This is a genomic window from Lacisediminihabitans sp. H27-G8, from assembly GCF_046156175.1.
Taxonomy (GTDB): Bacteria; Actinomycetota; Actinomycetes; order Actinomycetales; family Microbacteriaceae; genus Lacisediminihabitans.
Genome location: NZ_JAYLVL010000002.1, coordinates 614,794 through 628,908 on the forward strand (window position 1 = coordinate 614,794; position 14,115 = coordinate 628,908).

The 14,115-nt window shown below is 64.5% G+C and carries 14 protein-coding genes and 2 tRNA genes; 13 read left to right on the forward strand and 3 right to left on the reverse strand.

The features are described from left to right. The first annotated feature begins 2 nt into the window (after nt 1-2). The 8 genes from gnd to VLI63_RS07720 all read left to right on the forward strand — a co-directional run bounded on the left by gnd (nt 3) and on the right by VLI63_RS07720 (nt 8,070). The gene (gnd, locus tag VLI63_RS07685; RefSeq protein WP_354573524.1) at nt 3-893 is read left to right on the forward strand and encodes a phosphogluconate dehydrogenase (NAD(+)-dependent, decarboxylating); all 891 of its coding nucleotides are present in this window, start codon (nt 3-5) and stop codon (nt 891-893) included. A 4-nt stretch (nt 894-897) separates the two neighbouring features. Then, nucleotides 898-2,082, forward strand: a complete 1,185-nt coding sequence (recF, locus tag VLI63_RS07690; RefSeq protein ID WP_409156258.1) for a DNA replication/repair protein RecF — start codon at nt 898-900, stop codon at nt 2,080-2,082. A gap of 5 nt (nt 2,083-2,087) precedes the next feature. Continuing rightward, nucleotides 2,088-2,585: a DUF721 domain-containing protein gene (locus tag VLI63_RS07695; RefSeq protein WP_409156598.1), complete on the forward strand. Its 498-nt coding sequence runs from the start codon at nt 2,088-2,090 to the stop codon at nt 2,583-2,585. A 166-nt stretch (nt 2,586-2,751) separates the two neighbouring features. Continuing rightward, entirely contained in the window at nt 2,752-4,722 is a 1,971-nt protein-coding gene (gene gyrB / locus VLI63_RS07700; RefSeq protein ID WP_409156259.1) for a DNA topoisomerase (ATP-hydrolyzing) subunit B, read from the forward strand. A gap of 113 nt (nt 4,723-4,835) precedes the next feature. Then, on the forward strand, nt 4,836-7,421 hold the full coding sequence (gyrA, locus tag VLI63_RS07705; RefSeq protein WP_409156260.1) for a DNA gyrase subunit A: 2,586 nt from the start codon (nt 4,836-4,838) through the stop codon (nt 7,419-7,421). After that, nucleotides 7,414-7,821: a DUF3566 domain-containing protein gene (locus VLI63_RS07710; RefSeq protein WP_409156261.1), complete on the forward strand. Its 408-nt coding sequence runs from the start codon at nt 7,414-7,416 to the stop codon at nt 7,819-7,821. Before gyrA ends, VLI63_RS07710 begins: the two co-directional genes overlap by 8 nt. 77 nt (nt 7,822-7,898) lie before the next feature. Further along, nucleotides 7,899-7,972, forward strand: a tRNA-Ile gene (locus tag VLI63_RS07715). 25 nt (nt 7,973-7,997) lie between these two features. Then, nucleotides 7,998-8,070: transfer RNA gene (locus tag VLI63_RS07720), tRNA-Ala, on the forward strand. Nucleotides 8,071-8,284: 214 nt separating this feature from the next. On the opposite strand, the gene VLI63_RS07725 is transcribed toward VLI63_RS07720, so the two are convergent. Further along, complete coding sequence (locus VLI63_RS07725) at nt 8,285-8,854, reverse strand: hypothetical protein (RefSeq protein WP_409156262.1); 570 nt, start codon at nt 8,852-8,854, stop codon at nt 8,285-8,287. A 118-nt stretch (nt 8,855-8,972) separates the two neighbouring features. On the opposite strand from VLI63_RS07725, the gene VLI63_RS07730 reads away from it, so the two are divergent. Next, on the forward strand, nt 8,973-9,512 hold the full coding sequence (locus VLI63_RS07730; protein ID WP_409156263.1) for a peptidylprolyl isomerase: 540 nt from the start codon (nt 8,973-8,975) through the stop codon (nt 9,510-9,512). Nucleotides 9,513-9,546: 34 nt separating this feature from the next. After that, nucleotides 9,547-10,401: a rhomboid family intramembrane serine protease gene (locus VLI63_RS07735; protein ID WP_409156264.1), complete on the forward strand. Its 855-nt coding sequence runs from the start codon at nt 9,547-9,549 to the stop codon at nt 10,399-10,401. 77 nt (nt 10,402-10,478) lie between these two features. On the opposite strand, the gene VLI63_RS07740 is transcribed toward VLI63_RS07735, so the two are convergent. Continuing rightward, a complete protein-coding gene (locus VLI63_RS07740) occupies nt 10,479-10,724 on the reverse strand; it encodes a cell division protein CrgA (protein WP_409156265.1) in 246 nt (81 codons plus the stop codon). Nucleotides 10,725-10,811: 87 nt separating this feature from the next. Here VLI63_RS07740 and VLI63_RS07745 point away from each other — a divergent pair, with 87 nt between their 5' ends. From VLI63_RS07745 to VLI63_RS07755, 3 genes are read left to right on the forward strand one after another with little or no spacing between them, the layout of a single operon-like run. Next, entirely contained in the window at nt 10,812-11,582 is a 771-nt protein-coding gene (locus VLI63_RS07745; protein WP_409156266.1) for a class E sortase, read from the forward strand. 7 nt (nt 11,583-11,589) lie between these two features. Next, complete coding sequence (locus VLI63_RS07750) at nt 11,590-11,748, forward strand: hypothetical protein (RefSeq protein ID WP_409156267.1); 159 nt, start codon at nt 11,590-11,592, stop codon at nt 11,746-11,748. Further along, on the forward strand, nt 11,745-12,383 hold the full coding sequence (locus tag VLI63_RS07755; protein WP_409156268.1) for an anthranilate synthase component II: 639 nt from the start codon (nt 11,745-11,747) through the stop codon (nt 12,381-12,383). Before VLI63_RS07750 ends, VLI63_RS07755 begins: the two co-directional genes overlap by 4 nt. Nucleotides 12,384-12,403: 20 nt before the next feature. Here the strand turns inward: VLI63_RS07755 and pknB are convergent, their stop codons facing one another. After that, entirely contained in the window at nt 12,404-14,089 is a 1,686-nt protein-coding gene (gene pknB / locus VLI63_RS07760; RefSeq protein ID WP_409156269.1) for a Stk1 family PASTA domain-containing Ser/Thr kinase, read from the reverse strand. Nucleotides 14,090-14,115: the final 26 nt, after the last annotated feature.

Sequence of the window (14,115 nt, forward strand, 5' to 3'; positions counted from 1 at the left end):
ACATGCACATCGGCCTCGTCGGTCTCGGCAAAATGGGTAACAACATGCGCGAGCGGCTGCGCGCGCACGACATCGAGGTCACCGGCTACGACCGCAACCCCGACGTGACGGATGTCGCGAGTCTCGCCGATCTGGTGAAAGCTCTTCCCTCGCCCCGCATCGTCTGGGTGATGGTTCCGGCTGGAGCCATCACAGACTCGGTGGTCACCGACCTGGCTGGAGTGCTCGAATCCGGCGACATCATCATCGATGGTGGCAATTCACGGTTCACCGAAGACATCAAGCACGCCGAGCAGGTATCGGCACAGGGCATCGAATATGTGGATGCCGGTGTCTCCGGAGGCGTCTGGGGACTGGCGAACGGCTACGGCCTGATGGTCGGTGGTCACAAGAAGAACATCGACCTGTTGATGCCGATCTTCGACGCACTGCGCCCGGAAGGTCCACGCGAAGAGGGATTCGTGCACGTGGGCGAAATCGGCGCCGGACACTACGCGAAGATGGTGCACAACGGCATCGAATACGCGCTGATGCAGGCCTATGCCGAGGGCTATGAGCTGCTCGACAAGCGTGATGACATCATCAAAGACGTCACCGGCACGTTCAAGGCGTGGCAACGCGGAACAGTGGTGCGGTCCTGGCTTCTGGAACTGCTCGTGCGCGCCCTGGAGGAAGACCCGGAGTTCACGAACATCGAAGGCTATGTCGAGGATTCAGGAGAGGGTCGCTGGACCATCGAGGAAGCACTCGCCAATGCCGTTCCGGTTCCCACGATCAGTGCGTCGATCTTTGCCCGGTTCGTGTCACGCCAGCCGGAGGGTTCTCCGGCGATGAAGGCCGTTGCCGCGCTGCGCAACCAGTTCGGTGGGCATTCGGTCAAAGCCGTCGACTGATGCCGTGATCGTCACCCACCTCAGCCTCACCGATTTTCGCAACTACAGTTCTGCGGAGGTCGCCCTCGCCGCCGGAGCGAACCTGTTCGTCGGCAGCAATGGGCAGGGCAAGACGAACCTGGTCGAATCCCTCGCGTATCTCAGCACCCTCGGCTCCCATCGGGTCTCAATCGATCACGCCATGATCCGGCAGGGGACCGACTCGGCGATCATCCGCGCCCGGCTCGAGAGCGGCGAGCGACAGATCCTCGCGGAGGTGCAACTCAACCGGTCAGCGCCCAACCGCGCACAGATCAATCGTTCGGTGATCAAGACGCGCGAGTTGCCCCGCTATTTCTCCAGTGTGTTGTTCGCCCCGGAGGATCTGGCGCTGATCCGCGGGGATCCGGCGGGACGACGCAGATTCCTCGACGAACTGCTCGTGCTGCGGTCGCCGAGGATCTCGGGCGTGATCGCCGACTACGACCGCGTGGTGCGACAGCGCAACACCCTGCTCAAGTCGGCCAGGGCATCCGGGGTGCGTGGCGACAAACTCTCCACCCTCGATATCTGGGATGAGCGCCTGGTCGCGCTCGGATCGCAGCTGATCGAGGCTCGAACGACTCTCGTCGCCGAGCTGTCGCCCGAGGTCGCGGCCGCGTACACGTCGGTTGCCGGCGAGGACCACCACGCCGGGCTGGCCAACCAGCTCAGTATCTTCGCGGCCGGCCCGCCCCCACAGGGTGTGGGAGACGAGGATGTCGAACCGGGCGGGTTGAGTCGTGGCATCATGACGGCGGACGATGCCGCAGTCGCGTTCCGCAACACACTCACGCACCGGCGCCGCAGCGAACTGGAGAGGGGGATCACCTTGGTCGGCCCGCACCGCGACGACCTGGTGCTCGAGCTCAACTCGCTTCCCGCCCGCGGCTATGCCAGCCATGGAGAATCCTGGTCTTTCGCTCTCGCCCTGAAGCTCGCGTCCGCCATTCTGCTGAGGCGTGAGTCGTCCATGGGAGATCCCGTTCTCATGCTCGATGATGTCTTCGCCGAGCTGGATGCTTCCCGTCGGGCCCGCCTGGCGGCTGCAGTGCGCGATTTCGAGCAGGTGCTCATCACTGCCGCGGTGTTCGAGGACGTTCCGGAGGAGCTCACCGGCAACACCGTGCACATCTCGCGGGGCACCATTGTCGAGGCGGGTGCGCTGTGAAAGACATGGCGGATGCTCCCGAGGAATCCGAACCGGTATCGGTGTACCTGCGGTTTCGTCGCGTGTTCGGCGACGGCTCGAGCAGATCGGCCGACGCGCGCAAGAGGGCGAAGAAGGAGCCCGGGTCGACGATTCCGTTCGGAGGGGGGCGCGATCCGGAGGGGCTCGGAGCCGTGATGGACTCGTTGACGTCGAAACTGGGGTGGAGTTCGCCGCTGGCGCGTTCGGAGTTGCTGGCATCCTGGCTGGAGATCGCCGGAGCCGATACCGCAGAGCACTCGGCCCCGGTCGGAATCGAGGAGGGCGTGCTCACGGTGAAATGCGACTCGACGGCCTGGGCGACCCAGCTTCGGCTCATGCGGGTGCAGATCATGAGTCGCATCGTGGCGAAGTATCCGGATGCGGGCATCGACTCGGTGCGTTTCGAAGGACCGGGGGCCCCCTCGTGGAAACGCGGCCCCAGATCAATCCCAGGGCGTGGTCCGCGCGATACTTACGGTTGACAGGGCAAAACAGGTCGCCTCGGCAGATCTAAGTCCCCAGATCGCCGATTCGCGCCTATGCGCCTCGAGGGTTTGGTAGAATTACAGAGTCGTCATGGCAGCTCCCTTCAGGGGAACCCGAGCCGCGAACGAACAATCGATCTACCTGGCAGGAGCCTAATTTCACATGGCAGCGAACCGCTCGAATTCCGAATCTGAAGACAGCTACGGAGCAGATCAGATCCAGGTGCTCGAGGGACTCGAGGCGGTGCGCAAACGTCCCGGCATGTACATCGGCTCCACCGGACCCCGCGGCCTGCACCACCTCGTGTACGAGGTGGTCGACAACTCCGTCGATGAGGCACTCGCCGGGTACTGCGACACCATCCTCATCACCATGTTGAAGAACGGCGGCATCCGGGTCGTCGACAACGGCCGCGGCATCCCAGTCGATCTCAACAAGCAGGAGAACAAGTCGACCGTCGAGGTCGTCATGACGATCCTTCACGCGGGCGGAAAGTTCGGCGGCGGCGGATACACGGTCTCGGGCGGTCTGCACGGCGTCGGGATCTCTGTGGTCAACGCACTGTCCCGCGAGGTAGACACCGAAGTGCGTCGCCAGGGACATGTCTGGCGCATGAGTTTTGAGAACGGCGCGCCCACCGGTCCACTGACCAAGGGTGAGACGACGGACGAAACCGGCACGACCCAGACCTTCTGGCCTAGCCCGGAGACGTTCGAGACAGTGGTCTTCGACTACGAGACGCTGCGCGCGCGCTTCCAGCAGATGGCATTCCTCAACAAAGGACTGGCGATCACTCTCACCGATGAGCGGGAGCTGGAGTCCGACGAGACCGTCAGTGTCACCTACATGTACGAGAAAGGCCTCGTCGACTACGTGGAGTACCTCAATTCCGCGAAGAAGGTCGAGGTCGTGCATCCGGATGTCATCTCCTTCGAGCTGGAGGACAAGGAACTCAAGATCTCCCTCGAGGTCGCGATGCAGTGGACCACCTCCTATCAGGAGAGCGTGCACACCTACGCGAACACCATCAACACGCACGAGGGCGGGACCCACGAAGAGGGATTCCGTGCCGCGCTCACGACCCTGGTCAACAAGTACGCCCGGGAGAAGGGGATCATCAAGGAGAAGGATGAGAACCTCACCGGTGACGACGTGCGCGAAGGTCTCACCGCGGTCATCTCGGTGAAGCTCGCCGAACCACAGTTCGAGGGCCAGACGAAGACCAAGCTCGGAAACACCATCGCGAAGTCCTTCGTGCAGCGGGTCGCCGGCGACCAGCTCGGCGACTGGTTCGACCGCAACCCCACGCAGGCCCGCGATGTGATCCGCAAGGCGATCCAGGCATCCGCTGCCCGACTCGCGGCCCGCAAGGCGCGCGAGCAGACCCGGCGCAAGGGACTGCTCGAATCCGGCGGGATGCCCGGAAAGCTGCGGGACTGCTCCAGCAACGACCCCTCGCTCAGCGAGATCTTCATGGTGGAGGGCGACTCCGCCGGCGGTTCCGCCGTTCAGGGGCGCAACCCGGAGTTCCAGGCGATCCTTCCGTTGCGCGGCAAGATCCTCAACGTGGAGAAGGCGCGCCTCGACCGAGCTCTCGCCAACAACGAGGTGCAGGCCATGATCACCGCCTTCGGTGCGGGCGTCGGCGAGGACTTCAACCCGGAGAAGGCCCGGTATCACAAGATCGTGCTGATGGCCGATGCCGACGTGGACGGCCAGCACATCACGACCCTGCTGCTCACGCTGTTGTTCCGTTATATGCGCCCCCTGATCGACCTGGGCTACGTGTATCTGGCCCAGCCCCCGCTCTACCGCCTCAAGTGGACGAACTCTCCCCACGAATACGTCTACAGCGACCGCGAGAAGGATGCGCTCCTCGCCGCCGGTTCCGCCGCCGGAAAGCGGATGCCGAAGGACAGCGGAGTGCAGCGCTACAAGGGCCTCGGCGAGATGGACTACAAGGAACTGTGGGAGACCACCATGGATCCGGTGACCCGCACCCTGCTTCAGGTGACCCTGGACGACGCGGCCGCGGCCGATGAGATCTTCTCCACCCTCATGGGGGAAGACGTGGAGTCGCGACGCAGCTTCATCCAGAAGAACGCCAAAGACGTGCGGTTCCTCGATATCTAGACCTTCGCTGGTCGAGTAGCGCCCTCTTCGGCGCGGGTCGAGACCACACCATCGGATCTCGAAGCGCGCCCTAGCGGGAGCTACTTGATCACCACTGCTGAGAAAGTAAAAAAATGGCTGATGTAACACCCCCGGACGACGCCGAGCCGCAGATCGCCGGCCGCGAGATCGACCTCGCACACGACAAGATCACGCAGGTCGACCTCCAGCTCGAGATGCAGCGCTCCTACCTCGACTACGCGATGAGCGTGATCGTCGGGCGCGCCCTTCCCGAGGTGCGTGACGGCCTGAAGCCCGTGCATCGTCGCGTGATCTACGCGATGTACGACGGTGGTTACCGTCCCGACAAGGGTTTCTCCAAGTGCACCCGCGTCATCGGCGACGTCATGGGGCAGTTCCACCCGCACGGTGACTCCTCGGTCTACGACGCCCTCGTGCGACTCGTGCAGCCGTGGAGCCTCCGCTATCCGCTCGCCCTCGGCCAGGGGAACTTCGGATCCCCCGGCAATGACGGTGCCGCGGCCCATCGCTACACCGAGACCAAGATGGCTCCTCTCGCGATGGAGATGGTGCGGGACATCGAGGAAGAGACCGTCGACTTCCAGGACAACTACGACGGCCGCACCCAGGAGCCCTTCGTGCTCCCCAGCCGTTTCCCGAATCTCCTCGTCAATGGTTCGGTGGGAATCGCGGTCGGCATGGCCACCAACATCCCCCCGCACAACCTGCGTGAGGTCGGCGAGGGCGCGCTCTGGCACCTGGCCAATCCGGATGCCTCGCAGGAGGAGCTCGTCGAAGCGCTCATTCAGCGCATCAAGGGACCGGACTTCCCCACCGGTGCGCAGATCCTCGGCCTCAAGGGCATCCAGGACGCGTACCGCACGGGCCGTGGATCGATCACGATGCGTGCCGTCGTCAACGTCGAGGAGCTTCAGGGTCGCACCTGCCTCGTGGTGACCGAGCTGCCGTACCAGGTGAACCCCGACAACCTCGCGCTGAAGATCGCCGAGCTCGTCAAGGAGCAGAAGATCTCGGGCATCGCGGACATCCGCGACGAGACCTCCGGTCGCACCGGCCAGCGCCTCGTGATCGTGCTGAAGCGGGACGCCGTGGCGAAGGTCGTGCTGAACAACCTCTACAAGCACACCCAGCTGCAGGAGAACTTCGGCGCGAACATGCTCGCGATCGTCGACGGGATCCCGCGCACGCTCGCGATCGACGGGTTCATCACGGCGTGGAGCGACCACCAGATCGACGTGATCGTGCGCCGCACCGCGTTCCGGCTGCGCCGGCACGAAGAGCGCGCCCACATCCTGCGCGGATATCTCAAGGCCCTCGATGCGCTCGATGAGGTCATCGCGTTGATCCGTCGGTCGGCGACCGTCGAGGATGCCCGCGATGGGCTGATGACGCTGCTCGAGATCGATGAGCAGCAGGCCCGCGCCATCCTCGAGATGCAGTTGCGTCGCCTCGCCGCCCTCGAGCGCCAGAAGATCATCGAGGAGGCCGAGAAGATCGAACTCGAGATCGCGGACTTCAAGGCGATCCTGGCGAGCCCGCAGCGCCAACGAGACATCGTCAGCGAAGAGCTCACGGAACTCATCGCGAAGTACGGGGACGACCGCCGCACCGAGATCATGTTCGGTTTCGACGGCGACATGAACGTGGAAGACCTCATCCCCGAAGAGGAAATGGTGATCACCGTCACGCGCGGCGGCTACATCAAGCGCACGCGCAGCGACAACTACCGCAGCCAGCACCGCGGCGGCAAGGGCGTCAAGGGCGCCCAGCTGCGGGCGGATGACGTAGTGGAGCACTTCTTCGTCACGACCACCCACCACTGGCTGTTGTTCTTCACGAACAAGGGTCGTGTCTATCGCGCGAAGGCCTATGAGGTGCAGGAGGGCGGCCGCGACACCAAGGGCCAGCACGTCGCGAACCTGCTCGCCCTGCAGCCGGATGAGGAGATCGCTCAGATCCTGGACATCCGCGACTACCAGGTGGCCAAGTACCTGGCTCTCGCCACCCGCGGCGGCCTGGTGAAGAAGACCCTGCTGTCGGAGTACGACACGAACCGCACCGGCGGCATCATCGCGATCAACCTCCGAGAAGAGGATGAACTCGTCTCGGCGATGCTCGTGGAGGAAGACTCCGACCTGCTCCTCGTCTCTCGCAAGGGCATGTCCATCCGTTTCACGGCCTCCGATGACGCGCTGCGCCCGATGGGCCGCGCCACCTCCGGGGTGATCGGAATGCATTTCCGTGACGAGGACACCCTGCTCGATGCATCCGTCGTCGCAGACACCGGATTCGTCTTCGTGGTGACCGAGGGCGGCTTCGCCAAGCGCACCGCCGCAGACCAGTACCGGGTGCAGAATCGCGGCGGCTTGGGCATCAAGGTGGCCAAGCTGCAGGAGGCCCGCGGGGATCTCGCCGGGGCCCTCATCGTCGACGATGACGACGAGGTGCTTGTGGTTCTGGCCAGTGGCAAGGTGGTACGCTCGTCTGTCGCCGAGGTGCCGGCCAAGGGTCGTGACACTATGGGCGTAGTCTTCGCACGTTTCGCGGACGACGACAAGATCATCGCAGTCGCGAAGAACAGTGAACGCAATCTGGAAGCCGAAGGCCTGGATGCTCCCGACGAGGAGCCGCCGGCCGGAGAAATCCAGCCCGGAAAGGACGAGTCCGTAGATGAGTAGCGTCGCCGAAAAACTCCAGCGAAAATCCCAGCGGGCCACGGCCACGAAGCAGGTGCGCCTGAAGCTCGTGTACGTCGACTTCTGGTCGGCCGTGAAGCTGTCGTTCCTGATCGCGATCACCCTCGGGATCATCCTGATCGTGGCGAGCATGCTCGTGTGGGTCGTGCTCGACGGCACGGGGATCTTCGGCAAGCTCGACAGCGTGCTGCAGGACATCCTCAACGAGCCGACCTTCAGCGTTACGGCGAGTTTCTCGCTCGCGCAGGTCGGTCTGTTCGCCGTCGTCGTCGCCCTTCTCAACACTGTTGTCGGCACTGCTCTCGGGGCGATAACGGCGATGCTGTACAACTTCAGCGTGCGCATCACCGGCGGACTGCTGGTCGGTTTCACCAACAACTAGCGGGGTTCGGCGCTCGATTCGTTGAAACTCGACAGGTGCGATACTCTCGTATCTGCCCTCGAGTGAATCGAGGCAATGGGGATATAGCTCAGGCGGTTAGAGCGCTTCGCTGATAACGAAGAGGTCCCAGGTTCAAGTCCTGGTATCCCCACTCGGAATCCGTTCATCGGATTTCCGGGGCTTTAGCTCAATTGGTAGAGCGCCGCCTTTGCAAGGCGGAGGTCAGGAGTTCGATTCTCCTAAGCTCCACAGCAGTACTCCACCCCCGGTTCTTCGTGCCCGGGGGTTTCGTGCCTCCCTGAAGAGTCGTGGTGGCGCATTCGCTGCGACGAGAAACGCAGCAACGGGTGTCACCGGAGGGGCCGATGAGCCTCTCGAGTGACACCCGTTATGAAGAGTCCTGCACGTGCGACGTTCAGCGTGTTCGTGACCGATTCACGCGGGTGCCGCGGTGGGCCTGCGCTTACGCGCGCGCCGATGCGGGCGCGATGGGGTCATCCGCCTCTTCGTCGCTGACCCAGAGCTCGTCGTCGGCGCGAAGGGTCTGCCAGGCCGCGTAAGCGACCCCGGCAGCGGCGACGACCGCGAGGGCGATGAGGATGTAGCGACCCGGGCCCGGCTGGGGCTTGGGCTGCACGACACCGACCTTGGCGCCGAGCTGGTTTCCAGCGTTGCGAATGTTGCTGAGCGCTTCACGCACGCGGGGATCCTTGGACACCTCGAGCACGGCGAGGGCCGAGGCGAGAGCGGAGGAGACTGCAGGGAGCACATCGCGCTGCACCTTGTCTCTTGCGGTGTCGGCTACGGCACGGCCAGAGGCCACTCCGAGGTCGACGACCGGGCGCACGCGGTGGTCGTAGGTATCGCGCACCCGGGGGGCGACTTCTTCGCGCCCGGCGTTGGCCGCCTGGCGACCGGCCTCACGAACGACGTGGGAGGCGTGCTCAAGGACATCCTTCTGGTCATCCCAGAGATCGGATGCAGCGGACCGGAGTCGCTTCAATTCTTTCGCGCGCTTACGTGACAGTGCCAAGGGGACCTCCAGAAGTCGGACGGAGAATTCTCCCATCTTTGCACGCACGCCTGCGCAGACAAACCCGGTTGACTGGACGAACCCTGAACGCTACGCATTGCTGTGGGAGAATATAGGCATGTCTACGCACACCCACACCGCAACTTTCCACACCACCGAAGGTGACATCACCGTCAACCTGTTCGGTAACCACGCTCCCAAGACTGTGAAGAACTTCGTCGGTCTCGCCGCGGGCGACATCGAGTGGACCCACCCGGGCACCGGAAAGGTGTCGAAGGACAAGCTCTACGACGGCGTGGTCTTCCACCGCATCATCGACGATTTCATGATCCAGGGCGGCGACCCGCTCGGCCAGGGCACCGGCGGACCGGGCTACAACTTCGATGACGAGATCCACCCGGAGCTCACCTTCACCAAGCCCTACCTCCTCGCCATGGCCAACGCCGGCAGCCGCGGCGGCAAGGGCACCAACGGCTCGCAGTTCTTCATCACGACGGTTCCCACCACCTGGCTTCAGGGAAAGCACACGATCTTCGGCGAGGTCGCTGACGAGGCATCCCGCGACGTCGTCAAGAAGATCGAGGCCGTGAAGAAGGACCGCAACGATCGTCCCCTCGAAGACATCGTGATCAAGTCGGTCACGATCGACGAGGTCTGATGCACCGATCCGGTCGACTCCTCGTGAACGCACAGTGAGCGAGGAGTCGGCCAACGCCGACGATTTCTGCTACCGGCATCCGGATCGCCAGAGTTTCATCCTCTGCCAGCGCTGTGGGCGCACGATCTGCGCCGAATGCCAGACGCCCGCTGCCGTCGGCGTGCATTGCCCCGAGTGCATGCGCGAATCCCGGCAGAGCGCCCCGCGCACCAAGCCGGCCGTCGTCACCTCTGTGCGTCGCATGGCTCAGCCGGGGGCTCCGCTCGTGACCTACGTGATCATGGCACTCTGCGTGATCGTGTTCGCGGCAGAGGCGCTCACCGGCCAGCTCGTCGGGCGGGGCAGCCCGATCGTGAGCGCACTGCTCTACTACCCCCCGTACACGTCGATCGAGCCGTGGCGGATGCTGACCTCCCTGTTCGTGCACGGATCGATCATCCACATCCTCTTCAACATGTACTCGCTGTTCGTGCTCGGACCAGAGCTCGAACGCCTGGTGGGGCGATGGCGCTTCCTCGCGCTGTTCCTGTTGAGCGGATTCGGCGGCTCGGTCGCGGTGCTGCTCAGCAGTCCGGGCTCGGCGGTCATCGGGGCATCCGGCGCCATCTTCGGCCTGTTCGGTGCCTACTTCGTGATCGCCCGCCACCTCGGTGGCAACAGCCGACAGCTCATCATCGTGATCGTGATCAACCTGGTGATCGGTTTCATCGTGCCGGGGATCGCCTGGCAGGCGCACGTGGGAGGCCTGCTCGTCGGAGCACTCGTGGCGTTCGTGCTCGTGCGCACTCGGGAGCGCAGCCGGCGAGGCATCCAATTGGTGTCTCTCGCCGGGGTCTTCGTGGTGTTGATCGGGGCGACCTTCGCCGGCGCCCAGCTCATCGGCGCGTGAGCCCGGAGTTATCCACAGGCTTTTCCACACTGGGGATAATTACACGCGTGTAATTGCCCCTGTGAGGGGGCGCGAGGTCAGCGCCAGCGAGTGGTCATCAGGAACCCTACGAAGAGGATTCCGAACCCGATGAGGATGTTCCACTGGTCGAACTGCGGAACGGGCAGAGTGCCCTGGCTCACGTAGAAGACGATGATCCAGGCGAGGCCGACCAGCATGAGGCCGAACATGATCGGCTTGAACCAGACCGGGTTCGGAGCGTCGTCCCCCGAACGATTCGTTTCGGGAGCAACGGCCTTGGTGCGCGGAGTGGATCTTGCCATGCCGGAATTCTAGCCTGAAAGCCCCCGAAGGCCCGAGGCGAGGCTCCCCCGTCCGGGCATTCGCACCGAACACTTAGAATCGAGACCATGAGCGAGCACCGGCAAAGGCAGGCGGATACTCTCGCGCCGAAGCGCCGGAACCGGGTCAGCGCGATCGGAATCCTCGGTGAGTTGTTCATCACCGCCGGGGTGCTGGTCTTCCTTTTCCTCGGCTGGCAGCTGTGGCTCAACGACCTCATCGTCGGTGCAGACCAGAACAAGGTGGGTGCCGCTCTCGCCCAGGGGTGGGATGCCGCGGCGCCCACCCACGAGCACGGCACCACGCCCGGTACCGACTTCGGCGAGCCACTGGTGGCCATCGCGCCTGGCGACGCCGTGAAGTTCGCGGTCATGTACGTGCCACGGTTCGGCGCGGACTACGCGCGATCCATCTCCGAAGGTGTCGAGACCGCGAAGGTGCTGGACAAGAACGGAATCGGCCACTACCCGGGCACGCAGATGCCCGGCCAGGTGGGCAACTTCGCCGTGGCGGCGCACCGCACCACCCACGGGGCGCCGTTCAAGCCCCTCGCGAGCCTGCAGGTGGGCGACAAGATCTACGTGCAGACGCAGGACGGCTATTACACCTACGAGTTCCGCGGGCTCGAATACGTGCGGCCCACCGGTGTCGGCGTGCTCGATCCGGTGCCGCAGTTCGCCGGTGTGGCCCCGACCGATCGCATCCTCACGATGACGAGCTGCAATCCCATGTTCTCGGCGGCCGAGCGGATCATCGCCTACGCCTCCCTCGAGTCCTGGCAGCCGACCTCCGCCGGGGTCCCTTCCGCGATCAGCGCGGCCGTCACGGCGAACAGTTAGGACGGCCATGTACGGAGCTCTCTGGCGACTGATGCCCGGCCCCCTGTGGCTGCGCGTGATTCTGATTGTGCTTTTCTTCGCGGCGGTACTCGCCGTATTGGTTCTGTTCGTGTTCCCGTGGCTCAACACCTTCGTGAACGTGAACGATGTGACGGTGGGAACATGACACGCATCCTGGTGATCGACAACTACGACAGTTTCGTCTACACGCTGAACGGCTATCTGCTGCAGTTGGGGGCGACGACGGATGTCGTGCGAAACGACTCTTTCCCGGCGGCGGACGCCGCGGCGCGCATCGCCGAGTACGACGGCGTGCTGCTCTCTCCGGGGCCGGGCACGCCCGCGGCGGCGGGGGTGTCCATCCCCATCGTGACGGCCGCCCTGTCGTCGGGCCTTCCGCTGCTCGGGGTGTGCCTCGGGCACCAGGCCATCGCGGAGGCGCTCGGCGCGACGGTGACCCACGCCGAGGAGCTCATGCACGGGAAGACCTCGCTGATCACCCATGACGACAGTGACTTCTACCGGGGCGTGCCCCAGCCCTTCCGGGCGACCCGATACCACTCGCTGGCAGTCGTGGACTCCACGGTGCCCGACGAGCTCGTCGTGACCTCGCGAACCGAGGGCGGCGTGATCATGGGCGCCCGGCATGAATCCGCGCCGATCTTCGGCGTGCAGTTCCATCCCGAGTCGGTGCTCACCGAGGGTGGCTACGCGATGATCGCCAACTGGTTGGCCGTCGCCGGTCTCGAGACGGCGCCTGAGGCGGCTCGAGGACTGACACCGCTGGTCAACCTCGGCTGATCATTCGGACCGCTGCTGGCTTAACCGCTGCAGTAGGTGAGGGTGATCGTCGAGCGTTGCGGCTGGTCGCCGGTGAGGGACTGCGCCTTCACCTTGCTCCCGGTGCAGGTGTCTTGGACCGCGATGATGGTGAGTTGAAGCACACCGAGCTGCGTGTTCGCATCGCCGATGTCCGCCCCGACCACGGAGGGGATCGTCACGAGGCCGGTGGAGATGAAGAGATTGACGACGTCGCCCTCGCGGGCGGGGCTGCTTGCCGCCGGGTCGCTGCGGATGACAGTGCCGGAGGTGATCGTCGCAGAGTTCTCGGGGGTGTTGGTACCCATCGCGAGCTTCCTGGCCTCGAGCGCGGCCTTCGCCGCCTCGACGGTGAGGTTGCTGAGGCTCGGAATGGAGGTGGGCGTCTTGCCCGATGACACCGTGACCAGCACGGTGCCGTCCTTGGAGACCTTCTGGCCCGCGTTCGGATCGGTGCTGATGATGTGGCCGCTCTCGACGGTGGGACTCGACTGGTCGAGCTTGGTCGTCTTGAGCCCCGCCTCTTTCAGCTTCGCGGCGCCCTGGTCGTAGAGCTGGCCCTTGACATCCGGCACCTTCACCGAGAGGTTGTCCCCGATGGTGGCGGGCGGAAGGTTCACGACCCAGAACACGATTGCGATGAGGATGACCGCGAGTACCGTGATGCCCACCCAGATCCAGGCGACGGGAGGCCGGTTCTGGGTGCGGGCACCACGCTCGTCGTTGGGCGCGGCCAGCTGTCGAAGTGCGGCCTCTGAGCCGGCTGTCGTCGAGGGGTTCACTCCGAAGAGGGTGGAGTTGAAGTCACCGACCGGTGGTTTGCGGGGCGGGATACCGCCGGCGCTCGCATCCTCGAGATCCTGGCGGAACTCCGCGGCGGTCTGGAAGCGCTGGAACTTGTCTTTCGCGAGGGCATGGAGCACCACGGAATCGAGAGACGGAGACACCCGCGGGTTGATGGTGCTCGGCGCGACGGCGGCCTCGCTGATGTGCTGGTAGGCGACGGCGGCGGCGCGGTCCCCGCGGAACGGTGGCCGACCGGTGAGGAGTTCGAAGAGCACCACACCGGTGGAGTAGAGATCGGTGCGGGCATCCACGGTCTCCCCGCGGGCCTGCTCCGGAGAGAAGTACTGCGCGGTACCGAGCACGGCGCTGGTGTCGGCGACGGTCGCGGAGTTGTCGGAGACGGCACGGGCGATGCCGAAGTCCATCACCTTGACCTGGCCGTTCTGGGTGACCATGACGTTGCCGGGCTTGATGTCTCGGTGCACGAGCAGTGCGCGATGGCTGTACTCGAGGGCGGTGAGGATGCCGGAGACGATGCGCACTGCCTCTTTGGGCTCGAGCGGGCCATCGGCCACGATGTCTTTGAGCAGGCGCCCGTCGACGAACTCCATGACGATGTAGGGCACCTGGGTCTCGAGGCCGTTCGGTTCGCGAACGGTCTCCTCGCCGGCATCGAAGACGCGCACGATCGTGGGATGCGCCATGCGGGCGGCCTTCTGCGCCTCTTCGCGGAAGAGCACGCGGAATCGCGGATCCGTCGCCAAGGCCGGTTTGAGCAGCTTGATGGCGACTCGTCGGCCGAGCCGGATATCCGTGCCGACGTGTACATCCGACATCCCACCCCGGCCAATGAGCGCACCGACCTCATAGCGGCCGGCGAGTAGCCGAGTGCCTTCAGTCACGAATGATCTCCTGGGGATGCGGGGGG

Excerpts from the sequence above, each read along its gene's own strand:
- gyrB (WP_409156259.1), top strand. The coding sequence starts at position 2,752 with ATGGCAGCGAACCGCTCGAATTCCGAATCTGAAGACAGCTACGGAGCA.
- VLI63_RS07755 (WP_409156268.1), top strand. The coding sequence starts at position 11,745 with ATGACACGCATCCTGGTGATCGACAACTACGACAGTTTCGTCTACACG.
- VLI63_RS07745 (WP_409156266.1), top strand. The coding sequence starts at position 10,812 with ATGAGCGAGCACCGGCAAAGGCAGGCGGATACTCTCGCGCCGAAGCGC.
- VLI63_RS07710 (WP_409156261.1), top strand. The coding sequence starts at position 7,414 with ATGAGTAGCGTCGCCGAAAAACTCCAGCGAAAATCCCAGCGGGCCACG.
- gyrA (WP_409156260.1), top strand. The coding sequence starts at position 4,836 with ATGGCTGATGTAACACCCCCGGACGACGCCGAGCCGCAGATCGCCGGC.
- gnd (WP_354573524.1), top strand. The coding sequence starts at position 3 with ATGCACATCGGCCTCGTCGGTCTCGGCAAAATGGGTAACAACATGCGC.
- VLI63_RS07740 (WP_409156265.1), bottom strand. The coding sequence starts at position 10,724 with ATGGCAAGATCCACTCCGCGCACCAAGGCCGTTGCTCCCGAAACGAAT.
- VLI63_RS07695 (WP_409156598.1), top strand. The coding sequence starts at position 2,088 with ATGGCGGATGCTCCCGAGGAATCCGAACCGGTATCGGTGTACCTGCGG.
- VLI63_RS07750 (WP_409156267.1), top strand. The coding sequence starts at position 11,590 with ATGTACGGAGCTCTCTGGCGACTGATGCCCGGCCCCCTGTGGCTGCGC.
- VLI63_RS07730 (WP_409156263.1), top strand. The coding sequence starts at position 8,973 with ATGTCTACGCACACCCACACCGCAACTTTCCACACCACCGAAGGTGAC.